The organism is Streptomyces sp. NPDC051963 (assembly GCF_044593495.1).
In the GTDB taxonomy this organism is placed as follows: domain Bacteria; phylum Actinomycetota; class Actinomycetes; order Streptomycetales; family Streptomycetaceae; genus Streptomyces.
Genome location: NZ_JBIUCC010000007.1, coordinates 80202 through 102984, shown reverse-complemented (window position 1 = coordinate 102984; position 22783 = coordinate 80202). Strand labels below are relative to the sequence as shown.

Below are 22783 nucleotides of genomic sequence, written 5' to 3'. Positions count from 1 at the left end.
TACCAACTATCTTCAGTGGGGAGTGAGGGAACCATGGACCCATTCGACGCGGGAGCCGGCGGCATCCTGCGGCAGCCGAAGGCGGTCTGGGCGACCGCGGGCGCGTCCGTCGTCGCCTTCATGGGCATCGGGCTCGTCGACCCGATCCTGCCGTCGATCGCTCAGGGCCTGGACGCCACGGCCAGCCAGGTCTCTCTGCTCTTCACCTCGTACTTCCTGATCACCGCCGTGGCGATGCTGATCACCGGCTTCGTCTCCAGCCGTATCGGCGGCCGTAAGACCCTGCTGCTCGGCCTCGCGTTCGTCGTGGTCTTCGCGGCCCTCGCGGGTACCTCGAACTCGGTCGCCGAACTCGTCGGGTTCCGGGCCGGCTGGGGACTCGGCAACGCGCTCTTCGTCTCCACCGCCCTCGCGGTCATCGTCGGCGCGAATTCAATAGAGCCGCGCGCAGCGCGTCGGACAAGGGTGGTGGCGGGCGACGGGCGGGAGGGCGGCAGTGCGGCGGCGATCCTGCTCTACGAGTCCGCCCTGGGCCTCGGCATGGCGTGCGGGCCCCTGCTGGGCGCGCTGCTCGGGGACGCCAACTGGCGCTACCCGTTCTTCGGCACCGCGGCCCTGATGGCGGTCGGCTTCCTGTGCATCACGGCGTTCCTCAAGGAGCAGCCGAGGCCGGCGCAGAAGACGTCACTGCTCGACCCGATCAGGGCGCTCGGCCACGGCGGACTGGCCTCCGCGGCGGTCTCCTCCTTCTTCTACAACTACACGTTCTTCACGGTCCTGGCCTTCACGCCCTTCGTGCTGGACATGACCCCGTACAAGTCGGGTGCCGTGTTCTTCGCCTGGGGTGTGCTGCTCGCCGTCTTCTCGGTGCTCGTGGCGCCGCGGCTGCAGGAGCGGTTCGGTTCGCTGAAGGTGCTCGGCGGCTCGCTGGTGCTGCTCGCCGTCGACGTACTGGTCCTCGGCTACGGGAGCCACACGACGGCCGTCGTCTGCACGATCCTGTCCGGCGCGTTCATCGGCGTGAACAACACCGTCTACACAGAGCTGGCGCTGGGCGTCTCGGACGCCCCTCGCCCGGTCGCCAGCGCGGGCTACAACTTCGTGCGCTGGTTCGCGGCCGCGGCCGCACCGTTCTTCGCGCCGAAGATCGAGGAGTGGAGCAACATCCACATCCCGTTCGTGGTGGCGGCGGCCACCGCCGTCCTGGGCGCCGCGGTGGTCGTCGTACGACGGAAGGCCCTCGCGCACGAGGCGGAGGAGCTGGAGCCGAGGCACGCCACGGAGGACAGCGTCACGGTGTTCGCCAACTGAGCGATTCCAGCGACCGGTTGGTGAGTTCGGTCACCTTGGCCGGTCAGTCCAGCGGAACGGACTTGCGGGACGGATCCCGCAGGTCCGTTCCGTTCGTCAGCCAGCGCTCCTGGAGGGCCTGGGCGCCGTGCACACGCTTCCAGGCGGCCTCGTTCGGCGTCATGGGGAGCAGCGGCAGAAACCGTACGGGGTCGAGGGGCTCGTCCAGGTCCAGGTCCTCGACCAGGCCACCCGGCTCGGCGACCAGGACCGAGGTGAAGGGAGCGCCGGGCCAGATCGGATCGCCCACGTCCAGGGAGGCGCCGGGGGCCACGACCAGCCCCTCCATCTGCGGAGACGCGGCGAGCACGGCGAGGGGGCGGAGCGCCTTGTCGGTGTCGGCGAGCCCGGATCGTACGGAGAGCACCAGCTCGGCGCGGGGGCCCTCGACCGGGTCGGCGAGGACCGCGGTGGGGTCGGCCATGGGGTGTGCGGACATCCCGAGCGTGGCGTAGCGGACGATGTCGTCCTGCTGGAAACGGAGCACCTCGATGCGGTCGGTACCGAGGAAGGTGACCGCGGCGCGGGCGTCCGGTTCGCCCAGTGCGGTACGCAACCGGGCCTCTACCAGAGCAAGAACATCAACCATGCGGCGAGCATAGAACTCGTCAGTGCCGGGCAAAGCAGCGCCTTGACACTTCAGTCGGCTGATACTCTTGCCCGGTGGTTCGGGGCAGCACGCAGCAGCGTCGCAGTCAAGTCCCGACACCGACGACACTCCCCCACGGGGGACCGGCCGGAGGAGGTGGGGCTGCAATGGATCGAAGTCGACCGTGCAGTAGCACCCGCTCTTCCCGCCGCTGACGTAGCCGCTCTGCTTCTCTAGTCGGCCGCCACCTCTCGCACGCATTTCACCGCGGAAGAGCCTTCGTTCGTATTGCCTGATCTGTCTGTCCCGCAGCAGTAGCTGAATCAGCAGCGAAGCTCACCACCGCGATGGTGCGGTGCTCCCCGCTTTGTGGACGTGCCAAACATCCGCAGTCAGGACGTCCTCATTCCGGGTTGTTCCACCCCTCCTCGGAGGCTTTCGCTGCCTGCCCGCGAAGGAGCCTGCCATGTCGATGATCCGCGACCTGCGTGCCGCCGTCCGTCCGTCCCGTCCCTCGCTCCGCAAGGACACCGCCGGGTACGACACGACGCGCGACCCGTCGACGCCCTCGGCCGTGGTCGACTGCGCCATCTACCGCGACGGCGCCCGCATCGAGACCCCGGCACCGCTGACGCCGCACGAGGCGATGCGCCAGGTGCGGCGCGACGGAGGCTTCGTCTGGATCGGGCTGCACGAGCCCACCGAGGCCGAATTCTCCGGTATCGCAGGCGAGTTCGGGCTGCACCCGCTGGCCGTCGAGGACGCCGTCCAGGCCCACCAGCGGCCCAAGCTGGAGCGCTACGACGACTCCCTGTTCACGGTCTTCAAGACCATCCACTACATCGAGCACGACGAACTCACCGCCAGCAGCGAGATCGTCGAGACCGGTGAGGTCATGTGCTTCACCGGACGTGACTTCTTCATCACCGTCCGGCACGGCGGACAGGGCTCGCTACGGGCGCTTCGGCACCGGTTGCAGGACGACCCCGAGCTGCTCGCCAAGGGCCCCTCGGCGGTGCTGCACGCGATCGCCGACCATGTCGTCGACGGGTATGTCGCGGTCGCCGACGCCGTGCAGGACGACATCGACGAGGTCGAGACCGAGGTGTTCTCGCCGGGGCGCAAGGGCACCCCGCGCGGCACGGACGCCGGCCGGATCTACCAACTCAAGCGTGAGGTGCTGGAGTTCAAGCGCGCCGTCGCGCCCCTGCTCCGTCCGATGCTGCTGCTCAGCGAGCGGCCGATGCGGCTGATCGACCCCGACATCCAGAAGTACTTCCGTGATGTCGCCGACCACCTGGCCCGGGTGCAGGAGCAGGTCGTCGGCTTCGACGAACTGCTCAACTCGATCCTCCAGGCCAATCTCGCCCAGGCGTCCGTCGCACAGAACGAGGACATGCGGAAGATCACGTCCTGGGCGGCCATCATCGCCGTACCGACGATGGTCTGTGGCGTGTACGGCATGAACTTCGACTACATGCCGGAGACGCACTGGAAGTTCGGCTACCCGGTGATCATGGCCATCACCGGCGCCATCTGCCTGGGCATCCACCGCACCCTGAAGCGCAACGGCTGGCTGTGAGCGCGTCTGGCTAGGCTGGGCGCATGACAAGTGAGCTGCTCGACCAGGCCCTCGTCGAGGAGGCCACCAAGAAGTCCGGCCTCATCTGGGTCAAGGGGCCCGGCGGACCGGCCCGCGCGCTGTGGCACGTGTGGCACGAGGGTGCCGCCTGTCTGATCGGCGACGGGCCGGGCGAGCAGCCGCTGCCGGGGCTGGCCGACGGAGCCGCCGCCGAGGTGACCGTCCGCAGCAAGGACAAGGGCGGTCGGCTGGTCTCCTGGGCGGCGAAGGTCGTCGAGCTCACGCCGGGGTCCGAGCAGTGGGACGCGACGGTCGCCGAGCTCAAGGGCAAGCGGCTGAACGCCCCCGACGGGGAGGCGATGACGCTCCGCTGGTCCCGCGAGTGCCGGGTGCTGCGGCTGGAGCCCACGGGGGCGACGACCGCCTTGCCCGACGGCAATCTGGCGGCGGCGCCGCTGCCTACGCCGGCGACCACGCGGGAGCCGATGCCTGCCGGGCTCCCGAGGTTGTTGATGAAGAAGCGTCGGCGCAAGTAGCCGCTAGGACGTCGGCAGCTGCTTGCCGTAGTCCACCGTCTCGTCCTGCTTCGGTTCCTCGATCTTGAAGTCCTTGCCCCAGTCCGTGAAGAGCAGGGTGCCGGCGCTCCCCGCTCGCACCAGGCGGAGCGGATACGGCTGTCCCTCCAGGGAGACGTCCAGGGTGCCTCCGGAGCCCTTGTCGCCGGCGATGCGGATGGCGCGGGTGCCGGACTGCTCGTGGTGCCCGTCCGTCTCCAGCGTGCCGTGCAGGGTCAGCAGGCCGTCGAGGAGGACGTCCTTGTCGGTGAAGCCGCTGAACTTCTTGTACGAGGGGTCGCCCTGCGGCACCTTCACGAACTTGCCGTCGAGCTTGTCGGCGGCGGCCGTGTCCGAGTCCGTGCCGCCGGAGTCGCCGTCCTTGGAGTTCTCGGGGTGCCAGAACTCCGCGTCCGCCTTGAGGAACAGCTGCTCGCCGACGCGCAGCAGCCGGAAGGTCGTGCCCCCGGCGGTGACCGACCCGGTGCCGCCGTCGGACTTCAGGCGCATGTCGAGTTCGTAGGTGCGTCCGCTGGTGACCACGGTTCCGGAGAGGTGGAGCGCGGTGGCGGACCCGGCGGCCGTACGGGTCCTGGCCTGGATCTTGTCGGCCGACAGCTTGCCGACCCCGTTCGTGCCCGCGTCGGGGTCCTCGCTGCATCCCGACAGTGCCGCCGTTCCCGTCACGACCAGGGCACACATCGCGCTCACCAGCGTGGCTCTGCGGGCACGGCCCCGGGGAATCGCAGTCACAGGTGGAGCTGCCTTTCTGACGAGGGTCCTTCAGCGGCGTACGGCAGAGTACCGGGGTCGCGCGGGCCCGGCGGAGCCAGTGGGTCCGTACCGCTCACCAGGGCGTATCCGATCGGGACGGGCCGGTCCGAAGGCCGTTCGAACGAGCAATTCGGAACAAAGGAGCTTCAGGGCCGACAGGAGGGGCACAGCGTATTCCCGGCAGAACGGTCGCACGGACGTGACGTAGACGACCGGTGACGGGGCTTACCGGGGCACCTGTGCAGCGCCGTACCATCGTCCTTATGGCTACGGAAGACGCGGTGCGTGAAGCACTGGCGACGGTGAACGACCCCGAGATCAACCGACCCATCACCGAACTCGGGATGGTCAAGTCGGTGCAGATCGGCGCGGACGGAGCGGTCGCGGTCGCCGTGTACCTGACGGTGTCCGGCTGTCCGATGCGCGACACGATCACGCAGCGGGTGACGGAGGCGGTCTCGCGGGTAGACGGCGTCACCCGTGTCGACGTCGAGCTCGACGTCATGAGCGACGAACAGCGCAAGGAGCTGGCCTCCGCGCTGCGCGGCGGCACGGCCGAGCGGGAGGTCCCCTTCGCCAAGCCCGGCTCCCTCACCCGCGTGTACGCGGTCGCCTCCGGCAAGGGCGGCGTCGGCAAGTCGTCCGTGACCGTCAACCTGGCGGCGGCGATGGCGGCGGACGGCCTCAAGGTGGGCGTGGTCGACGCCGACATCTACGGCCACTCGGTGCCGCGCATGCTGGGTGCCGACGGGCGTCCCACCCAGGTCGAGAACATGATCATGCCGCCGTCCGCGAACGGCGTGAAGGTCATCTCCATCGGCATGTTCACGCCCGGCAACGCCCCTGTGGTCTGGCGCGGCCCGATGCTCCACCGCGCACTTCAGCAGTTCCTGGCGGACGTGTACTGGGGCGACCTGGACGTCCTGCTCCTGGACCTGCCCCCGGGCACGGGCGACATCGCCATCTCCGTGGCCCAGCTCGTGCCGAACGCCGAGATCCTCGTCGTCACGACCCCGCAGCAGGCGGCGGCCGAGGTCGCCGAGCGCGCGGGCTCCATCGCCGTCCAGACCCACCAGAAGATCGTGGGCGTCGTCGAGAACATGTCCGGCCTTCCCTGCCCCCACTGCGGCGAGATGGTCGACGTGTTCGGCACGGGCGGCGGCCAGTCCGTCGCCGACGGCCTCACCCGCACGACCGGCGCGAACGTCCCCGTCCTCGGCAGCATCCCCATCGACGTCCGCCTCCGCGAGGGCGGCGACGAGGGCAAGCCAGTGGTCCTGACGGACCCGGACTCCCCGGCGGGGGCCGCGCTGCGGGCCATCGCGGGGAAGCTGGGGGGACGGCAGAGGGGCCTGTCGGGCATGTCGCTGGGGATCACGCCGAGGAACAAGTTCTGAGAGGGCGCTGGGGGATGCCCTGAGAGGGATGCCCTTAGGGGCGCCGAGATCCACCGGCGCCCCTGCTGTCATGCGTAGGCCGCTACGTCCTTGATCACGGCGAACCCCAACCCGTACGCGCTCATCCCCCGCCCGTACGCCCCCACGTGCACCCCTTCCGGCGTGGACCCGGCAAGCACCCACCCGAACTCGGACTCGCGGTAGTGGAAGGGCGTGGGCACCCCGTCCACGGGCAGGGACAGCGTCGACCACGCCGGACCGGCGAGATCGTCGGCCAGGGCCCACGCCGTCTCCGTCTGCTGCTCCAGCCAGTCGTCCCGCAGGGAGTGGTCCATCTGCCCGGGCCAGGTGAAGGACAGCAGCCCCACCCCGGCCAGCCAGGCCGCCGAGGACACCGACGTGGCCTCCAGCAGGCCCGTGCCGTCGGCGCTCCGCCGGGACGGATTCGCCGCGACGGTCACCACGACCGCGAACTTCTCCTTGGCATCGGCAGCGGCAGAGTTCTCGTTGCGGACGGAGGGCTCGTCACCATGTCCGATCGACCCGTGCTCCACGGCCCCGTCGGCCGCCGTCCCCACCTGCATCAGCCAGCGCGGCCCCGTGAAGGCCTCGTCGAGGCCGTACCACGGGAAGGGCGCCAGCAGGTAGCCGTCGACCGTGCGCCGGGCAGAGGGGACCTGTTGTCCGCCCTCCGCGGCCGCTGGCTGCGCGACTCGACTCGTCGTCTCCATGTGCCGGACGCCTCCTCGCTCGTGTCGGACCGGGACGGCCCGCCCCCCTGGTTCTCGTCGGACCGGGACGGCCCGCCCCCCTTCGGGCGTAGTCGTCCGGTCCGCACAACAACTCGGCAGCATATCCACACCACTCGGGGCAGCCGGGAAATCGCCCGGCGCGTGGGCCGCTCGGACGTGGTGTTCAGGCCGCAGGGCGCAGGGTGCGAGGGCGGATTACGAGCGGAGTATGAAACGCGTCACGTACGACGCCGAGGGGCGCCTCGGTCGTACGGCTCAGGTGGCGTCGTAGTCGAAAGGCGGGCGCTCGTCGCCCGGGCCCTCGGGCTTCTTGGTCATGTCGACGCGGGCGCCCGACGAACCGGAAGCGGCGGCGGACGACGAACTCGACGCGTCGGCGTCACGGCCGTGGACCGCGTCCGTGACGTCGGCCATCTCCTTCTTCAGGTCGAAGCCGTTGCGGATCTCCTTGAGCCCCAGTTCGTCGTTGTCCAGCTGCTTGCGGATGAACGTCTTGGGGTTGAGATCCTCGAACTCGAAGTCCTTGAACTCCGGGCCGAGTTCGCTGCGGATGTCTTCCTTGGCGCTGTCCGAGAACTCACGGATCTTGCGCACGGTCCGCATGACGTCCTGGATGACCTTCGGAAGCTTGTCCGGACCGAAGACGAGCACGGCGAGGACAACGAGCGTGATCAGCTCGAGCGGTCCTATGTCATTGAACACCTGAAGCTCCTTGCGATGTCCTCGGTCCTCGGCCCTCGGTGGTCTGTGTGGGTCTTCCGTGGTCCGGGCCGGATCCACGGTACCCGGCGATGGTGTACGACCGGTACTGTCCCGAGGCCTCCGAATGCGGGTGGGAGGGGGGTTTTCGGAACTGTTTGCCTTGTGGCAGCCCAGATGGCGCAGCTGGACGGGCCTGGACTGTGACGTTTCTGTGAGTCTCCACGGTTGTCAGTTTTCGGAGTGTTTCAGTCGGCGTCGGACGAGCCGAGCACCAGCGAGATCTGCATCTCCTTGCCGCCGCGTTCCAACGTCAGCTCCAGCCGGTCGCCGGGCCGGTGGGCGCGTGTCTTGACGATCAGTTCCTCTCCGGAGTGGACGCGCTGGCCGTCGACCTCGGTGATGACGTCTCCCGCCTTGATACCGGCCTGGTCGCCGGGGCCGCCCGCATTGACCGCGGGGCCGCCGCCACTGCCCTCCGTGCCGACCCTGGCGCCGTCGCCGCTGTAGTCCATGTCGAGGGTGACGCCGATGACGGGGTGGGTGGCCTTGCCGGTGTTGATCAGCTCTTCGGCGACGCGCTTGGCCTGGTTGACGGGGATGGCGAAGCCGAGCCCTATCGAACCGGCCTGTCCGCCGTCCAGCTCCGAGCCGTCGCCGGCCGAGCGGATGGCGGAGTTGATGCCGATGACGCGGGCCTTGGCGTCGAGCAGCGGCCCGCCGGAGTTGCCCGGGTTGATGGGCGCGTCGGTCTGCAAGGCGTCGACGTACGAGACATCGCTTCCGTCGCCGCTCTCGCCGCCGGCCGTGATGGGCCGCTCCTTGGCGCTGATGATGCCGGAGGTGACGGTGCCGGCCAGGTCGAAGGGGGCGCCGATGGCGACGACGGGGTCGCCGACCTGGACGTTGTCGGAGTTGCCGAGCGTCATGGGCCTGAGCCCTGTGACACCGCTGACCTTGACGACGGCGAGGTCGTAGCCGCTGTCCCGGCCGACGACGGTGGCCTTGGCGGTGTCGCCGCTGTGGAAGGTCACCGAGATCTCGCCGTCGGATCCGGCGGGTTCCACGACGTGGTTGTTGGTGAGGATGTGGCCGCGGTCGTCGAGCACGAATCCGGTGCCGGTGCCCTGTGCGGCGGTGCCGCTCACATGCAGGGTCACCACACTGGGCAGCGCCCGCGCGGCGATCCCCGCCACGCTGTCCGGAGCCCGCCCGGCGGCCTCCACCCCGGCCTGGGGCAACTCCACGCCCCCGACGCCGCCGTTCCGCTCGAGATACGTCCCTACGACACCACCGACGCCCCCCGACACCAGCGCCAGCAACACGGCTCCGCCGACCAGAGCCTTGCGTACCCGCTTGCGTCGCTGGGTGGTGGTGGGTACGGCCGCCCCGTTCTGCTGGAGGGGGCCGGTGACCGGGGCCCAGGGGTCGTAGTTCTGCCAGGGGTTGGCGGCGGGCGGCGCGGGCGGCGGAACGGGGGTTCCGTGAGCCGGCATGGACATGGGCATCGGCGCGTCGTGCGTCGGAGCGGGCGGCGGCATCGCCGTGCCCTGCGCCGGTGTGGTCACCGGGTGCTGGACCGGCGGAGCGGGGGCCCAGGGTCCGGAGGAGCCGTACGGCGGGGTGCTGTCCGGACCGGGATCGTGCGCGGGCCGGGGATGCTCGGCGGCGGGCGCGGATTCCTCACCGGCCCGCGGAACCGGCATCTCAGCAGGCGGCTCCAGCTCGAAGTCACCCCCGGACGAAGCCGCGTCGCCGCCCTCGGCATCCCCTGGCCGACCCAGCTCGAAGTCGCGCTCAGCCGAAGCACCATCACGGCCCTCAACGACGACCGGCCGGCCCAGCTCGAAGTCGCCCTCGGACGATTCCCCGTCACCGCCCTGGACAGCCCCCGGCCGACTCAACTCGAAGTCGCCCTCGGCCGAAGGCCCGTCACCGCCCCGCGCCGCCGTCGGCCGGGCACGCGCGAAGTCGTCGTCGGCGGGCACTACGTCGGTCACCGGATCCTGCGGTGTCGCCTCGGCCGGTGCCAGGGAAGCCTCCGGCGCCCGGCCCGCAGGGATCTGCGGGCGAGGTCGGCTCCACCACTTCGGCTTCGTGGGCTTCCCCTCGTTCATGCTCTCCCCACAGCTGGCCGCGGCACGGCTCGTCGGCGGTGGCCGCAGATCGTCTACTCCGCGCCCGGCAGCCTGCCTGGGCGCGGCCCACCCCGGATTCAACCAGGTTCATGCGCAGTGGCGCAGAGGCCGGGTCAGTGACCCGTGCCGGAGGAGCCGGAAGAGGTTGTGGGGGACGAGGTCGTGTCGGGGACGGGCGCGGCGAACAGCCCGGGGGCCGTGATCTCCGGGACGGTGGACCACGAGGTGAGGGTGAGCGTCGGGGTGGAGCTGAGCGGACGTATCAGCGGGGACATGGCGGCGGCACCGGCGACCACCGGCGTGGTCAGCGGATGCGCCGCGGCCTGCTGGACCTGTCCGGCGGCGGGGGCCGGAACGCCGGGCAGCAGCGGGGCCGACACCTCGGTCGGGGAGACCGGGGTGTCGCCGAGCGGTGTCTGCTGGCTGCCCTGGGCGAGCAGTGGGCCGACACCTCGGCGGCGCTGGCTCTCGGGTGCCGTCGAGGCTCCCGTGCCCTGCGTCCGCATCGGGGTCACATTGCTGCCGCCGGAGCCGTCGCGCGCGGCATTCGTGGTCTCGCCGGCGCCGGTGGTGACGCCGCCGAGCGCGATCGCGGCCAGGGACACCGCCCCGGCGGCGACGAACGCGAACCGCATTCCGCGCGAGGCCGACCGCTCCGCCTCGTGACGGCTGACGTCATGTATACGGAAGCCCCGGTCCGCCGACGCCATCAAGGGGTCGTGCGCGCGGGCGGGGACATAGCCGAACTCGAAGCGCTCGCTCCGCTTCATCCCGAAGACGCCGGCGGCCGCGGGCCGTCCGGAGAGTGCGTCACCGAACCCGTCCAGCGGTGAGCCGCCGTCGCCGTCACCTCCACCGGGCAGCCCTTGAAGACGGGCCAGGAAGCTCTCGGAAGGAGGCGGCGGGGCCGCTTCCGCGAAGACGTTCTTCAGGCGGCGCTGCGCGTCGGCCTCGGCCTTGCACTTCGTGCAGGTGGCCAGATGCGAGAGAACGCGCTCGCGCGCCTCATGACCGAGCTCACCGTCGACCAGCGCGGCGAGTCGGTCTCCCAGGTGCTGTTCCGCGAGGTGCCCCTCTGCGGGTTTGGGCCGTGATCCACTCACGCGGACGCGCCCCCTCCCCCCAGTACGGGGACACGCGCCGCGAAGGAGCGGCGCTCGGCCCGGGCCTCGGGCGACCGGTGCGCCAGAGCCTTGCGCAGCTGCGAGCGGCCGCGGTGAATACGGGACCGGACAGTGCCGAGCTTGACTCCGAGGGTCGCGGCGATCTCCTCGTACGACAGTCCTTCGATGTCGCACAGGACGACCGCGGCGCGGAACTCGGGCGCGAGGGTGTCGAGGGCCTGCTGGACGTCCGCGTCGAAGTGCGCGTCGTTGAAGATCTGCTGCGGGTTCGGCTCGCGGCTGGGCAGGCGCTCCGCCGCGTCGTCGCCGAGCGCGTCGAAACGGATGCGCTGCTTGCGGCGGACCATGTCCAGGAACAGGTTCGTGGTGATGCGGTGCAGCCAGCCCTCGAAAGTGCCCGGAGTGTAGGTCGACAGAGAGCGGAAGACGCGGACGAAGACCTCCTGGGTGAGGTCCTCGGCGTCGTGCTGGTTGCCGGTGAGGCGGTAGGCCAGGCGGTAGACCCGGCCGCTGTGGGTGCTGACGATCTCCTCCCAGGTGGGCGGAGTCCACGCCTGCCCGTCCGCGTCGCTGGAGAAGGTCGCGGTCTGGGCGTAGTCGCCGGCGTGGCTATGGTCAGCAGCGGTGTTGTTCACGGATTTCGGCTTGCCTGCCGATCCGAGGAAGCGCCGCAGCACTCCTCCCCGATCCCCAGGCGCAGCCGCACCTCCCCTGTCGGCTCTGGTGGTGTCCAGTGGAGCCCCTACCATAGCCACCTCGCCCGTTAGCTCCGGATAAGCGGTTTTACGAGAAATTGATCTGGGCTGATACGGCTCATACGGCTGCGTCAGCACTTGCTCGCCGTCCTGCACCTCATCGTGATCCATCCGTGTCCCCCGCTCTTCTCTCCCACCCCTTAAACGCCCGGTCCCATCTGCGGGTTCCCGGCCGCAACGGATACAGTCACGCCCAGGCACACACGGGGACAGGAGAGGGTCATTACCGGCAACCGGCAGACGAGCTGGGCGTTCGCCGACGCCTATGTCGCCGAGGACGAAGCCCTGCGCTGGGCCCGTGACCGGGCCCGCGAGGCGGGGCTGCGCTCGGTGTCGCCCGGCACGGGCGCCGCGCTGCGGTTGCTCGCCGCCACCGTGGACGCCAAGGCGATCGCGGAGATCGGTACCGGCACGGGCGTCTCCGGGATCCATCTGCTGCACGGTATGCGGCCGGACGGCGTGCTGACCACCGTCGACCCCGAGCCGGAGCACCAGCAGTTCGCCCGCCAGGCCTTCCGTGCCTCCGGCTTCGCCAGCAACCGGGCCCGCTTCATCCCCGGCTCCGCCCTGGACGTGCTGCCCCGTCTCGCCGACGCCGGCTACGACCTGGTCTTCTGCGACGGCGACCGACTGGAGTTCCTGGACTATCTCGCTGAATCGTTGCGCCTGCTGCGCCCCGGCGGCCTGATCGTCTTCGAGGGCGTCTTCGCCAACGGCCGGACCGTGGACTCCGGTCCGCAGCCCACCGAGGTGCTGCGGCTGCGGGAGCTGCTGCGCGCCGTGCGCGAGAGCCAGGACCTGCTGCCGTCGCTGCTGCCGGTGGGCGACGGGCTGCTGTGCGCGGTCAAGCGCTGACGGTCGTAGGGCACTGACGGTCGTTGGACGCTGAGGGTCGTAGAGCGTCGTACGGCCGTTGCGGTCATGCAAACAGCCGCCCCGGCATCTCTGCGATGCCGGGGCGGCTGAAAGGGTATGGTCGCTTGCGCTTCAGCCGACGACCTTCTTGAGGGCATCGCCCAGCGCGTCGGCCTCGTCAGGGGTCAGCTCGACGACGAGCCGACCGCCGCCTTCGAGCGGAACGCGCATGACGATGCCCCGCCCCTCCTTGGTCACCTCGAGCGGGCCATCGCCCGTCCGCGGCTTCATGGCCGCCATGCTCGTTCCCCTTCCTGAAACCAGCTCATCGTCAAAGCCGACGGCCCTGGAGGGCATGCGCGGCCCCTGCCTGAAAAGGCGCAGGACACGCGACACCGGCATCGAACACATTGCTTCCAAGCCATTATCCCGCATCTCAGGACCCGATGACCAACATCAGTCGGCATCGCTTGGGCAACGCGCGCGAGCAAAACCACTCAATTCGGCGATGTGACTGCGATACTGCGCCGCCGCTCGCCCCTTCCGCCGCACAAACCCGGTCACGAATTCTTTGACGCAGGTCACACGTCCGTTCCGGTCTGTCACCGGTGATCTACGCCATGCTGTCCTCAGACAAGGACGTACCGGCGAGTACGTCGGAGCCGCAGCACCGGAGGGGATACGCCATGGCCGACACCGTGCTCTACGAGGTGAGCGACGGGCTCGCGACGATCACGCTGAACCGCCCCGAGGCGATGAACGCGCTGAACATCGCCACCAAGGTCGCCCTGCGGGACGCGGTTCGGGCGGCGGCCGCCGACGACGCCGTACGGGCGGTGCTGCTGACCTCCGCCGGTGACCGGGCGTTCTGCGTGGGGCAGGACCTCAAGGAGCACATCGGCCTGCTGGCGGCTGACCGGGAGACGGGCTCGGGGCAGACGATGAGCACCGTTCGGGAGCACTACAACCCGATCGTGCGGGCACTTACGGAGATGCCGAAGCCGGTGGTGGCCGGGGTGAACGGCGTCGCGGCGGGGGCGGGATTCGGTTTCACGCTTGCCGCGGACTACCGGGTCGTGGCCGACACGGCTGCCTTCAACACGTCGTTCGCGGGCGTCGCACTGACCGCCGACTCCGGAATCTCCTGGACGCTGCCGCGTGTCGTCGGGCCCGGGCGCGCCGCCGACCTTCTGCTCTTCCCGCGCAGCATCAGCGCCCAGGAGGCGTACGAACTGGGTATCGCGAACCGGGTCGTGCCGGCCGGCGAGCTGCGGGCCGAGGCCGAGAAGACGGCGCGGGCGCTTGCCGCGGGGCCGACGGTGGCGTACGGCGCGATCAAGGAAGCCGTTGCCTACGGGATGGCGCACTCGCTCGCCGAGACGTTGGAGAAGGAGGACGAGTTGCAGATGCGGGCTGGGGCCTCCGAGGATCACGCGATCGCCGTGCAGGCGTTTGTGAACAAGGAGAAGCCGAAGTACTTGGGCCGGTGAGCTCGGGAGGGACCACAGCACCAGTCCCCCGCACCCCTACGGGGCGCTTCTGGCGACGCAGGATTCCAAGTGATCGTCCACCAAGCCGCACGCCTGCATCAACGCGTACGCCGTCGTCGGGCCCACGAAGCGCAGGCCCCGCTTCTTGAGGGCCTTGGACAGGGCCGTCGACTCCGGGGTGACCGCGGGGACGTCGGCCAGGGTCTTCGGGGTCGGGCGGGTCGTCGGGTCCGGGGCGTGGGACCAGATCAGGTCGTCCAGGTCGCCCGGGAACCAGTCGGCGAGGACGCGGGCGTTGGCCAGCGTTGCGTCGATCTTGGCGCGGTTGCGGATGATCCCCGGGTCGGCGAGGAGGCGCTCGCGGTCGGCGTCCGTGAACGCGGCGACCTCCGCGATCCTGAAGTCGGCGAAGGCGGCGCGGAAGCCGGGGCGGCGGCGCAGGATGGTGATCCAGGACAGGCCCGACTGGAAGGCCTCCAGGCTGAGACGCTCGAAGAGGGCTTCGTCGCCGTGGACCGGGCGGCCCCACTCCTCGTCGTGATAGGTCACATAGTCCGGGGTGGACAGGGCCCAGGGGCAGCGCAGGGCGCCGTCCGGACCGGCGATCGCCGTGCCCTCGCTCACTGCTGCTCCCCCTCGGCGCGCTTGTCCATGGAGAGACGGGCCGCCTGCGCGCCGGCCAGTGCGGACTCCAGGTCGGCGATACGGGCGTCGCGCTCGGCGAGCTCGGCGCCGAGGCGGCTGAGGGCGTCGTCCACGTCGGCCATGCGGTAGCCGCGGGCGGCGAGCGGGAAGCGGAGGCCCTCGACATCGCCGCGGCCGACCGGGCGGTCCAGCGGCAGCGGGTCCGCCAGCCGCTCGGGGGCGGCCTCGGGCAGCGGGCCGTTCTCACCGCCGCCCAGCACGGCGAGGGTCACCGCGGCGACGACGACGGCGAGCGCGACGACCAGGAACAAGAACATAACCATCGCTGAGGGTCCCCACGAGATCGGTCGGTTGGGTCGGGTGGTTCGGAATCGGATGCTCCGAAGCCGAGGTGTCAGGTGTGTCAGGGTCCGATCGTGCCATGCGAGTCTGACAGTTAGGGTCGCAGGCGGCCCAAGGCGGTGCTGCACCAAGGACGTACTAGGAGAGGTCACAGGGGATGCTCAGGCTGGGCAGGCGGGAATTCGAGCCGCACGAGCCGGTGATCATGGCGATCGTGAACCGGACCCCGGACTCCTTCTACGACCAGGGGGCCACCTTCCACGACGAGGCAGCCCTCGCGCGCGTGGAGCAGGCGGTGTCGGAGGGGGCTGCCATCGTCGACATCGGCGGGGTCAAGGCCGGGCCCGGGGAAGAGGTGTCCGCCACGGAGGAGGCCCGGCGGACGGTCGGGTTCGTGGCGGAGGTGCGGCGGCGCTTCCCGGACGTGATCATCAGCGTGGACACCTGGCGGCACGACGTCGGTGAGGCGGTGTGCGAGGCCGGGGCGGATGTGCTGAACGACGCGTGGGGCGGGGTCGATCCGCGGCTCGCGGAGGTCGCGGCGCGGTACGGGGTGGGGTTGGTGTGCACGCATGCCGGTGGGGCGGAGCCGCGGACTCGGCCGCATCGGGTGACGTACGACGATGTCGTGGCCGACATCCTGCGGGTGACGCTGGGGCTGGCCGAGCGGGCGGTGTCGCTCGGGGTGCCGCGGGAGTCGGTGATGATCGATCCCGGGCATGACTTCGGGAAGAACACGCGGCACAGTCTTGAGGCGACGCGGAGGCTGGGAGAGATGGTGGAGACGGGGTGGTCGGTGTTGGTCTCCCTGTCCAACAAGGATTTCGTGGGCGAGACGCTGGATCGGCCCCTGAAGGAGCGGGTGGTGGGGACGCTGGCGACGACTGCGGTGTCCGCGTGGTTGGGGGCGCAGGTGTATCGGGTGCATGAGGTGGCCGAGACCCGTCAGGTGCTGGACATGGTCGCGTCCATCGCGGGGCATCGGCCTCCGGCGGTCGCCCGGCGGGGGCTGGCGTAAGCGTTCTCGCCCCCGCCGCCCCTACCCGTCCCATCCTGAAGGGGCTCCGCCCCTTCGACCCCGTTCGGGGGCCGGCCCCCGGACCCCCGCTCTCAAACGCCGGAGGGGCTGATTATTAGCGGCCCGCCTCCTTCGACACCAGTGCCACCGCCTCGTCCACGTCGTCCGTCACGTGGAACAGCATCAGGTCCTTCTCGGATGCCTTGCCCTGGGCGATCAGGGTGTTCTTGAGCCAGTCGATGAGGCCGCCCCAGTAGGCGCTGCCGAAGAGGACGATGGGGAAGCGGGTGACCTTCTGGGTCTGGACGAGGGTGAGGGCCTCGAAGAGTTCGTCGAGGGTGCCGAGGCCGCCGGGGAGGACCACGAAGCCCTGGGCGTACTTGACGAACATCATCTTCCGGACGAAGAAGTAGCGGAAGTTGAGGCCGATGTCGACGTAGGGGTTGAGGCCCTGCTCGAAGGGGAGCTCGATGCCCAGGCCGACGGAGATGCCCTTGGCCTCGCACGCGCCCTTGTTCGCCGCCTCCATGGCGCCGGGGCCGCCGCCGGTGATCACCGCCCAGCCCGCCTCCACCAGGCCGCGGCCCAGCCGTACGCCCGCGTCGTACTCCGGCGAGTCAGCCGGCGTACGGGCGGAGCCGAACACGCTGATGGCGGGCGGGAGTTCGGCGAGGGTGCCGAAGCCTTCGATGAACTCCGACTGGATGCGCAGGACGCGCCAGGGGTCGGTGTGGACCCAGTCCGAGGGGCCGCCCGCGTCCAGCAGCCGCTGGTCCGTCGTGCTCGCCGTGACCTGGCCCCGCCTTCGGAGGACCGGTCCCAGGCGCTGCTCCTCCGGTGGCTGCTGCTTGCCCTCGGGGTTCCCGGTAGCCATGTGCGCTCCCTCCGCTTGCGGTCTTTCCACCTCAGCGTAGATCTACGCGGGTTACGGACGGGGGACATCGGCATGTCCGACGCCCGCATCCGCCGCGTCGTCACGCCGTCAGCCAGGCCTTCAGGCGCTCTTCGCCCGCCAGGATCTTCGCCGTCTCCACGCGCTCGTCCCGCTTGTGCGCCAGGTGCGGGTTCCCCGGACCGTAGTTCACCGCCGGGACGCCGAGCGCGCTGAAGCGGGAGACGTCCGTCCAGCCGTACTTGGGCATCGGGGTGCCGCCGACCGCCTCGATGAACGCCGCTGCCGCCGGGTGGGACAGGCCGGGGAGCGCCGCGCCGCTGTGGTCGTCCACCACGAACTCCGTGACCCCGCAGTCCGCGAACACCTCGTGGACGTGGGCGATCGCCTCGTCCTCCGAGCGGTCCGGCGCATAGCGGAAGTTCACTGTGACAACGCATTCGTCCGGGATGACGTTCCCGGCCACACCGCCCGAGATGCCGACCGCGTTCAGGCCCTCGCGGTACTCCAGGCCGTCGATCACCGGGTAGCGAGGCTCGTAGGCCGCCAGCTTCGCCAGGATCGGGGCCGCCGCGTGGATGGCGTTCGAGCCCATCCAGCCGCGCGCGGAGTGGGCCCGCTCGCCGCTGGTCTTCAGCAGCACGCGCAGGGTGCCCTGGCAGCCGCCCTCGACCTGGCCGTCCGACGGCTCCAGCAGCACCGCGAAGTCGCCCTCGAGCCACTCGGGGCGCTCCTCGGCCACATGCCTGAGGCCGTTGAGCTCCGCCGCCACCTCTTCGTTGTCGTAGAAGACGAAGGTCAGGTCGCGGTTCGGGGCGGGGACGGTGGCCGCGATGCGCAGTTGGACCGCGACGCCCGACTTCATGTCGCAGGTGCCGCAGCCCCACAGGACGCCGTCCTCGTCCAGGCGCGAGGGGACGTTCTCGGCGATGGGGACCGTGTCGATGTGGCCGGCGAGGATCACACGCTCGGCGCGGCCCAGGTTCGTACGGGCGACGACGTTGTTGCCGTACCGCTCGACCGTCAGGTGCTCCAGCGCGCTCAGCGCGGTCTCGATCGCGTCGGCGAGGGGCTTCTCGGTGCCGCTCTCGGACGGGAAATCGACGAGCTGCGCGGTCAGCCGCGCGGCGTCCAGCGTGAGGTCAAGTGGGGTGTCGGCCATGGAGTCGACCCTAACGCGCCAGCTCTGCCCCACTGTCCCCACCCGGCACGGGGGACACAGCGACACCCAGTACCTTGTGGGGATGCCAGCGTCGCCCCCTGCTCGTCAGCGCCGTGGCCGCCTCTTCCGTTTCGGGGCGGCCTTTGTGGTACTGCTCTCCGTCGCCGGGTATCTCGTGATGCAGTACATCACCGGAGGCACGGGCACACCGGGCTGCAAGGTGGTGTCGGAGCGGAACGGCACAACGGCGTACGAGTTCACGCCGGAGCAGGCCGTGAACGCGGCGACGATCACCGCCGTCGGCACCGCCCGGGGCCTGCCCGAGCGGGCCGTGACGATAGCCCTGGCGACCGCGCTCCAGGAGTCGGCGCTGCGCAACATCAGCCACGGCGACCGGGACTCGCTGGGCCTCTTCCAGCAGCGGCCCTCCCAGGGCTGGGGCACAAAGAAGCAGATCATGGATCCGAAGTACGCGGCCGGCAGCTTCTACGCGCATCTGGTCAAGGTTCCCGACTACACCGGCCTCCCGCTCACCGTCGCCGCGCAGCGCGTGCAGCGCAGCGGCTTTCCCCAGGCCTACGCCAAGCACGAGCCCGACGCCACGCTGCTCGCCGCCGCCCTCACCGGACGCTCGGCGGCCACCCTGACCTGTGCGGGCCGCCCGGGTGCCACCCGCACGGAAGGTCCGGACGCGGTGCGGTCCGCGCTGGCGCGGGACTTCGGGCGCGACGCACTGGAGCCGGCCGGGGCCGTGGTGGGCGGCACGGCGTCGACACCGACGCCCTCCGCGACCGTCGAGAGCAACGGACGGACCCTGACACTGCCCGTGACCGACGACGCCGACGGCGGCAAGCGGCGCAGCCTGAGTCAGCGCGGCTGGCAGCTGGCGCACTGGGCCGTGGCCAACGCCTCCGACCTGCACATCGAACGCGTTTCGTACGCCGGGCGGGAGTGGACCGCCGGGAACACGGACAGCCGATGGCTCACGGCGGGCGGGGCGGGCACCGCCCGGGCCGAGAAGGACACGGCCGATGTGGTCCGTGTCGTGACCGCGCAGTAGTACGGACGGTCACCCGCGGGAGCTACGCGCGGCGCGTGCGGGCGACCGTGTGCTCAGGTTTTCGCGCCGTCACCCCCGCATACGCCAAAGCCCTTGAGAACAAAGGGCTGTAAGGATTCGGCGGACTTTCGGGCCGGGCACCGTTTGCCCGCTTTTATCCGCAGCCGATAATGCGACGCATTGCCAACTCTTTACGTTGGCCCGCCGCAACCTTCGCGGGCTTCGAGCGGTAGTCACTGCGTCCGAGCCCGGACGATCAACCACCGCGGACCGACGGCCAGTCGGTCGCGGAGGGAGTTCAACTGCCGGGCACGGTCGGACACTCCAACGTACTCTCCCGTCAAAGGAGCATTATGTCCCTCCCCCTGACCCGCCGGATCGCCCGTACCGCGCTGCTCGTCGCAGCGGGAGCGGCAGCCGGGGTCGGTGCGGCCGGCTCCGCCAGCGCGGCCCCCGAACTGCCGGCCACCCCGAACCTCGGCGGGCTGACCGCCCTGGACGGGGCGAGCGTCGGCGACAGCGTCGACGGTGCGGCTCAGCACGTCACCGGCCTCGCGGGTGACGCCGGCAGCAAGGCGGTCAAGACCGCGGTGCCGGCCGCGGGCAAGACCAGCGGCAAGGCGCTCAAGAAGGCGGCGCCCGCGGCGCAGAAGACCGCCGGTGACGCGGCCGGGTCGGCCGGGGCCCTCCTCGGCGACGCGACGGCCGCGGCCACGGAAGGCGGCGTCTCCACGGGCTCCCTCACCCAGGGCGGGCTGCCGGCAGCGCCGTCCGTGCCGGTCAAGGGCCTGCCGATCGGCTGACGGTTCGCTGCGCGGCTCGTACGTCGACGGGGTCCAGGGAGTTTCCCTGGACCCCGTCCTTGTGCGTGCCCGCACCGGTCACGCCAGGCGCTTCACCGCCGCCTGCACCCGCTCGTCCGTCGCCGTGAGAGCCACGCGTACGAACTTCTCGCCCGCCTCGCCGTAGAAGTCGCCCGGTGCGACCAGGATGCCGAGGTCGGCCAGGTGGGCGAGCGTGTCCCAGCAGGACTCGCCTCGCGTCGCCCAGAGGTAGAGGCTCGCCTCGCTGTGCTCGATGCGGAAGCCGTGGCCGACCAGGGCCGCGCGGAGCGCCTCGCGACGGGCCGCGTAGCGCTCGCGTTGGACGCGGACGTGCTCGTCGTCGGAGAGGGCCGCGATCACCGCCGCCTGGGTGGGCGCCGAGGTCATCATGCCGCCGTGCTTGCGGATCTCCAGCAGGGGACCGAGGACCGCCGGGTCACCGGCCAGGAAGGCCGCGCGGTAGCCCGCCAGGTTGGACCGCTTGGAGAGGGAGTGGACGGCGACGACACCCTCGTACGAGCCGCCGTTCACGTCCGGGTGGAGGACCGAGACCGGGTCGGCCTCCCAGCCCAGTTCGAGGTAGCACTCGTCGGAGAAGAGCAGCACGCCGTGCTCGCGGGCCCAGGCGACGATCCGGGTCAGCTCGGCCTTGGACAGCACCTTGCCCGTCGGGTTCGACGGGGAGTTGAGCCAGAGTAGCTTGAGGCCACGGGGGTCCAGGTCAGTGGGGTCGTCGTAGACCTCGTAGTCGGCGCGGGCCAGTCGCGCGCCCACCTCGTACGTCGGGTAGGCCAGACGCGGGTACGCGACCCGGTCACCGGGGCCGAGGCCCAGCTGGGTCGGGAGCCAGGCGACCAGTTCCTTGGAGCCGACGATCGGCAGGACGTGATGGTGGGTGACGTCGCGGGCGCCCAGCCGACGCTCGACCCAGCCGGTGATCGCGTCGCGCAGCTCGGGCGTGCCCCAGACGGTCGGATAGCCCGGGGAGTCGGCCGCGGCGATCAGCGCTTTCTGGATCAGCTCGGGGACCGGGTCGACCGGGGTGCCGACGGACAGGTCGACGATGCCCTCCGGGTGGGCGGCGGCCGTTTTCTTGTACGGCGCCAGCTTGTCCCAGGGGAAGGTGGGGAGTCGGTCGGAGACTGCGGACACGGCTTCTGGCTCACTTTCTGGTACGGCAAACGCCTCGGTCCCGTACGGCGGCGCGATGATCAAGGCGATCAGGCCGTACGGGACCGAGGCGGCGCGGTGGTGCGGGCCGCTTGCGGATTACTCGGCCTGCGGCGGCAGCGCGGCGACGAAGGGGTGGTCGCGCTCGATCAGGCCCAGCTTGCTTGCGCCGCCGGGGGAGCCGAGCTCGTCGAAGAACTCGACGTTCGCCTTGTAGTAGTCCTTCCACTCCTCCGGAGTGTCGTCTTCGTAGAAGATCGCCTCGACCGGGCAGACCGGCTCACAGGCTCCACAGTCGACGCATTCGTCCGGGTGGATGTACAAGGACCGCTGGCCCTCGTAGATGCAGTCGACCGGGCACTCCTCGATGCACGCCTTGTCCTTGACGTCGACACAAGGCTGCGCGATGACGTAGGTCACGCTGTCGTTCCTCCTCGATAGGGCGCTGGCGGGCCTCCTCAGGCTCCGCCGCCTGGCGCGCGGGAGCGCGGCGTCGTCGATGCCCGCACCTAGTATCTCCGTTCTTGGGCATGATCCGAACAGGAGGGGTGAACTGACCTGTGGAAATCTCCGCTACCGGGCGCCTCGAGATCCGTATCACCACTGCTGACGTGGGCAAACGTGTCTCGGTGCGACGCTTGAGTGGGCCTGGAAGCACGCACGAGAAATTCACCGACACGGTGGGTGTTCTCACATCATGGGACGACGGTGTGCTGGTGATCACTCGGCGGGGCGGGGAGTCCGTTCGGATTCCGGAGAGTTCGCTGGTGGCGGGCAAGGTGGTGCCGTCCGCACCCGCCCGTCGGCGCGGTCCCGCCGCCTCGTACGAGGAGCTGGCCCATGTCGCCTCGCGCGCCTGGCGGCCGGTGGAGAGCGAGCGGCTCGGCGAGTGGGAGCTGCGGGCCGCCTCCGGATTCACCCGCCGGGCCAATTCCGTGCTGCCGCTCGGCGACCCCGGGCTGCCGCTCGACGAGGCGCTCACCGCCGTACGGCGGTGGTACGGCGACCGTGGGCTGCCCGCGTACATCCAGACCGCGACGGGGGCCGAGGGTACGCAGGAGCTGCTGTGCGCCGAGTTGGAACGGCGGGGGTGGACGCGGGAGGTGACGGCCGAGATGTGGGTCGGCGGGCTGGCGCCGGTCGCCGACCGGGCGGCGGGAGCCGGGGTCGCGCTGTCCAGGGCCGCCGATGCGGCGTGGCTGGGGCGCTATCAGCGCAAGGGCGTGAGTGACGTGGCCCTGAAGGTGCTGGGGGGAGGGCCGTCGGTGTGGTTCGCGACGGTGCCCGGTGCGGGCGGGGCCGCGCCGGCCGCCATCGGGCGGTGTGTCGTGGACGGGCGGTGGGCCGGGTTCGCGGCCGTCGAGGTGGATCCCGAGCGGCGGCGGGAAGGGCTGGCCACCGAGGTCATGGCCGCGCTGGCCAGGAAGGCCCTCGACGAGGGCGCGTCGGCTGCGTGGCTCCAGGTCGAGGCGGACAATGAGGGGGCGCGGGCGTTGTACGGCGGGATGGGCTTCGGCGCGCATCACGCATACCACCACTATCGCGAGCCGGCCGCGGACGATGTGGCGACGGACGTGACGACCGACGTCGGCCGGTACGGATCGCTGTGAG

The 22783-nt window shown here is 70.6% G+C and carries 24 protein-coding genes; 10 read left to right on the top strand and 14 right to left on the bottom strand.

The features are described 5' to 3' along the window. The first annotated feature begins 33 nt into the window (after positions 1 to 33). On the top strand, positions 34 to 1311 hold the full coding sequence (locus ACIHFB_RS28490) for an MFS transporter (protein ID WP_365284448.1): 1278 nt from the start codon (positions 34 to 36) through the stop codon (positions 1309 to 1311). Between the two features lie 43 nt (positions 1312 to 1354). Here ACIHFB_RS28490 and ACIHFB_RS28485 read toward each other — a convergent pair whose 3' ends face one another. Continuing rightward, positions 1355 to 1939, bottom strand: a complete 585-nt coding sequence (locus ACIHFB_RS28485; RefSeq protein WP_365284446.1) for a suppressor of fused domain protein — start codon at positions 1937 to 1939, stop codon at positions 1355 to 1357. Between the two features lie 466 nt (positions 1940 to 2405). Here ACIHFB_RS28485 and ACIHFB_RS28480 point away from each other — a divergent pair, with 466 nt between their 5' ends. Together ACIHFB_RS28480 and ACIHFB_RS28475 are read left to right on the top strand one after the other, a co-directional pair. Further along, on the top strand, positions 2406 to 3521 hold the full coding sequence (locus ACIHFB_RS28480) for a magnesium and cobalt transport protein CorA (protein WP_365284444.1): 1116 nt from the start codon (positions 2406 to 2408) through the stop codon (positions 3519 to 3521). Between the two features lie 23 nt (positions 3522 to 3544). Then, positions 3545 to 4057: a hypothetical protein gene (locus ACIHFB_RS28475; protein ID WP_400128396.1), complete on the top strand. Its 513-nt coding sequence runs from the start codon at positions 3545 to 3547 to the stop codon at positions 4055 to 4057. Positions 4058 to 4060: 3 nt separating this feature from the next. On the opposite strand, the gene ACIHFB_RS28470 is transcribed toward ACIHFB_RS28475, so the two are convergent. Continuing rightward, a complete protein-coding gene (locus ACIHFB_RS28470; protein ID WP_400128717.1) occupies positions 4061 to 4777 on the bottom strand; it encodes a hypothetical protein in 717 nt (238 codons plus the stop codon). Positions 4778 to 5112: 335 nt separating this feature from the next. Here ACIHFB_RS28470 and ACIHFB_RS28465 point away from each other — a divergent pair, with 335 nt between their 5' ends. Next, entirely contained in the window at positions 5113 to 6246 is a 1134-nt protein-coding gene (locus ACIHFB_RS28465; protein WP_365284437.1) for an Mrp/NBP35 family ATP-binding protein, read from the top strand. A 68-nt stretch (positions 6247 to 6314) separates the two neighbouring features. Here ACIHFB_RS28465 and ACIHFB_RS28460 read toward each other — a convergent pair whose 3' ends face one another. The 5 genes from ACIHFB_RS28460 to sigE form a co-directional block, all read right to left on the bottom strand. Beyond that, the gene (locus ACIHFB_RS28460) at positions 6315 to 6977 is read right to left on the bottom strand and encodes a hypothetical protein (protein WP_365284435.1); all 663 of its coding nucleotides are present in this window, start codon (positions 6975 to 6977) and stop codon (positions 6315 to 6317) included. Between the two features lie 276 nt (positions 6978 to 7253). Beyond that, positions 7254 to 7700, bottom strand: coding sequence for a sec-independent translocase (locus ACIHFB_RS28455; RefSeq protein WP_365284433.1), 447 nt, complete (start codon positions 7698 to 7700; stop codon positions 7254 to 7256). Between the two features lie 245 nt (positions 7701 to 7945). Beyond that, the gene (locus ACIHFB_RS28450; RefSeq protein WP_400128393.1) at positions 7946 to 9814 is read right to left on the bottom strand and encodes a trypsin-like peptidase domain-containing protein; all 1869 of its coding nucleotides are present in this window, start codon (positions 9812 to 9814) and stop codon (positions 7946 to 7948) included. Between the two features lie 134 nt (positions 9815 to 9948). Further along, on the bottom strand, positions 9949 to 10938 hold the full coding sequence (locus tag ACIHFB_RS28445; protein WP_365284428.1) for a zf-HC2 domain-containing protein: 990 nt from the start codon (positions 10936 to 10938) through the stop codon (positions 9949 to 9951). Further along, positions 10935 to 11636: an RNA polymerase sigma factor SigE gene (gene sigE / locus ACIHFB_RS28440; protein ID WP_365284426.1), complete on the bottom strand. Its 702-nt coding sequence runs from the start codon at positions 11634 to 11636 to the stop codon at positions 10935 to 10937. The genes ACIHFB_RS28445 and sigE overlap by 4 nt, the downstream gene beginning before the upstream one ends. 234 nt (positions 11637 to 11870) lie before the next feature. Between sigE and ACIHFB_RS28435 the strand changes: the two genes are divergently transcribed. Continuing rightward, entirely contained in the window at positions 11871 to 12569 is a 699-nt protein-coding gene (locus ACIHFB_RS28435; RefSeq protein WP_365284575.1) for an O-methyltransferase, read from the top strand. A 132-nt stretch (positions 12570 to 12701) separates the two neighbouring features. Here ACIHFB_RS28435 and ACIHFB_RS28430 read toward each other — a convergent pair whose 3' ends face one another. Further along, entirely contained in the window at positions 12702 to 12869 is a 168-nt protein-coding gene (locus ACIHFB_RS28430) for a DUF3117 domain-containing protein (RefSeq protein WP_003966491.1), read from the bottom strand. Between the two features lie 386 nt (positions 12870 to 13255). Here ACIHFB_RS28430 and ACIHFB_RS28425 point away from each other — a divergent pair, with 386 nt between their 5' ends. Beyond that, positions 13256 to 14059, top strand: coding sequence for an enoyl-CoA hydratase-related protein (locus ACIHFB_RS28425; RefSeq protein WP_365284424.1), 804 nt, complete (start codon positions 13256 to 13258; stop codon positions 14057 to 14059). Between the two features lie 36 nt (positions 14060 to 14095). Here ACIHFB_RS28425 and ACIHFB_RS28420 read toward each other — a convergent pair whose 3' ends face one another. Together ACIHFB_RS28420 and ACIHFB_RS28415 are read right to left on the bottom strand one after the other, a co-directional pair. Then, the gene (locus ACIHFB_RS28420) at positions 14096 to 14683 is read right to left on the bottom strand and encodes a DNA-3-methyladenine glycosylase I (protein WP_365284421.1); all 588 of its coding nucleotides are present in this window, start codon (positions 14681 to 14683) and stop codon (positions 14096 to 14098) included. Further along, complete coding sequence (locus ACIHFB_RS28415; RefSeq protein WP_365284419.1) at positions 14680 to 15027, bottom strand: DivIVA domain-containing protein; 348 nt, start codon at positions 15025 to 15027, stop codon at positions 14680 to 14682. Before ACIHFB_RS28415 ends, ACIHFB_RS28420 begins: the two co-directional genes overlap by 4 nt. Positions 15028 to 15203: 176 nt before the next feature. Between ACIHFB_RS28415 and folP the strand changes: the two genes are divergently transcribed. After that, positions 15204 to 16064: a dihydropteroate synthase gene (gene folP, locus ACIHFB_RS28410; protein ID WP_365284417.1), complete on the top strand. Its 861-nt coding sequence runs from the start codon at positions 15204 to 15206 to the stop codon at positions 16062 to 16064. A 115-nt stretch (positions 16065 to 16179) separates the two neighbouring features. On the opposite strand, the gene ACIHFB_RS28405 is transcribed toward folP, so the two are convergent. Together ACIHFB_RS28405 and dapE are read right to left on the bottom strand one after the other, a co-directional pair. After that, entirely contained in the window at positions 16180 to 16938 is a 759-nt protein-coding gene (locus ACIHFB_RS28405; protein ID WP_365284415.1) for a TIGR00730 family Rossman fold protein, read from the bottom strand. 100 nt (positions 16939 to 17038) lie between these two features. Next, complete coding sequence (gene dapE, locus ACIHFB_RS28400; protein WP_400128388.1) at positions 17039 to 18118, bottom strand: succinyl-diaminopimelate desuccinylase; 1080 nt, start codon at positions 18116 to 18118, stop codon at positions 17039 to 17041. A gap of 82 nt (positions 18119 to 18200) precedes the next feature. Between dapE and ACIHFB_RS28395 the strand changes: the two genes are divergently transcribed. Beyond that, on the top strand, positions 18201 to 19178 hold the full coding sequence (locus tag ACIHFB_RS28395; RefSeq protein ID WP_400128386.1) for a heavy metal transporter: 978 nt from the start codon (positions 18201 to 18203) through the stop codon (positions 19176 to 19178). A gap of 353 nt (positions 19179 to 19531) precedes the next feature. Next, positions 19532 to 19981 (top strand): ATP-binding protein, encoded by a 450-nt coding sequence (locus ACIHFB_RS28390; RefSeq protein WP_365284408.1) that lies wholly within the window; start codon positions 19532 to 19534, stop codon positions 19979 to 19981. Between the two features lie 78 nt (positions 19982 to 20059). On the opposite strand, the gene ACIHFB_RS28385 is transcribed toward ACIHFB_RS28390, so the two are convergent. Next, a complete protein-coding gene (locus ACIHFB_RS28385; protein WP_365284406.1) occupies positions 20060 to 21154 on the bottom strand; it encodes a bifunctional succinyldiaminopimelate transaminase/glutamate-prephenate aminotransferase in 1095 nt (364 codons plus the stop codon). 117 nt (positions 21155 to 21271) lie between these two features. Then, positions 21272 to 21592 (bottom strand): ferredoxin, encoded by a 321-nt coding sequence (fdxA, locus tag ACIHFB_RS28380; RefSeq protein WP_007495984.1) that lies wholly within the window; start codon positions 21590 to 21592, stop codon positions 21272 to 21274. A 140-nt stretch (positions 21593 to 21732) separates the two neighbouring features. On the opposite strand from fdxA, the gene ACIHFB_RS28375 reads away from it, so the two are divergent. Further along, a complete protein-coding gene (locus ACIHFB_RS28375; protein ID WP_365284404.1) occupies positions 21733 to 22782 on the top strand; it encodes a GNAT family N-acetyltransferase in 1050 nt (349 codons plus the stop codon). The last annotated feature ends 1 nt before the right edge of the window (position 22783 follow it).

Bases quoted from the DNA above. Each gene is read 5' to 3' on its own strand.
- ACIHFB_RS28425 (WP_365284424.1), top strand. From the start codon at position 13,256: ATGGCCGACACCGTGCTCTACGAGGTGAGCGACGGGCTCGCGACGATC.
- ACIHFB_RS28450 (WP_400128393.1), bottom strand. From the start codon at position 9,814: ATGAACGAGGGGAAGCCCACGAAGCCGAAGTGGTGGAGCCGACCTCGC.
- ACIHFB_RS28390 (WP_365284408.1), top strand. From the start codon at position 19,532: ATGTCCCTCCCCCTGACCCGCCGGATCGCCCGTACCGCGCTGCTCGTC.
- ACIHFB_RS28470 (WP_400128717.1), bottom strand. From the start codon at position 4,777: ATGTGTGCCCTGGTCGTGACGGGAACGGCGGCACTGTCGGGATGCAGC.
- ACIHFB_RS28415 (WP_365284419.1), bottom strand. From the start codon at position 15,027: ATGGTTATGTTCTTGTTCCTGGTCGTCGCGCTCGCCGTCGTCGTCGCC.
- ACIHFB_RS28465 (WP_365284437.1), top strand. From the start codon at position 5,113: ATGGCTACGGAAGACGCGGTGCGTGAAGCACTGGCGACGGTGAACGAC.
- ACIHFB_RS28395 (WP_400128386.1), top strand. From the start codon at position 18,201: ATGCCAGCGTCGCCCCCTGCTCGTCAGCGCCGTGGCCGCCTCTTCCGT.
- ACIHFB_RS28485 (WP_365284446.1), bottom strand. From the start codon at position 1,939: ATGGTTGATGTTCTTGCTCTGGTAGAGGCCCGGTTGCGTACCGCACTG.
- ACIHFB_RS28430 (WP_003966491.1), bottom strand. From the start codon at position 12,869: ATGGCGGCCATGAAGCCGCGGACGGGCGATGGCCCGCTCGAGGTGACC.
- folP (WP_365284417.1), top strand. From the start codon at position 15,204: ATGCTCAGGCTGGGCAGGCGGGAATTCGAGCCGCACGAGCCGGTGATC.
- ACIHFB_RS28475 (WP_400128396.1), top strand. From the start codon at position 3,545: ATGACAAGTGAGCTGCTCGACCAGGCCCTCGTCGAGGAGGCCACCAAG.
- ACIHFB_RS28490 (WP_365284448.1), top strand. From the start codon at position 34: ATGGACCCATTCGACGCGGGAGCCGGCGGCATCCTGCGGCAGCCGAAG.
- ACIHFB_RS28480 (WP_365284444.1), top strand. From the start codon at position 2,406: ATGTCGATGATCCGCGACCTGCGTGCCGCCGTCCGTCCGTCCCGTCCC.
- dapE (WP_400128388.1), bottom strand. From the start codon at position 18,118: ATGGCCGACACCCCACTTGACCTCACGCTGGACGCCGCGCGGCTGACC.
- ACIHFB_RS28405 (WP_365284415.1), bottom strand. From the start codon at position 16,938: ATGGCTACCGGGAACCCCGAGGGCAAGCAGCAGCCACCGGAGGAGCAG.
- ACIHFB_RS28460 (WP_365284435.1), bottom strand. From the start codon at position 6,977: ATGGAGACGACGAGTCGAGTCGCGCAGCCAGCGGCCGCGGAGGGCGGA.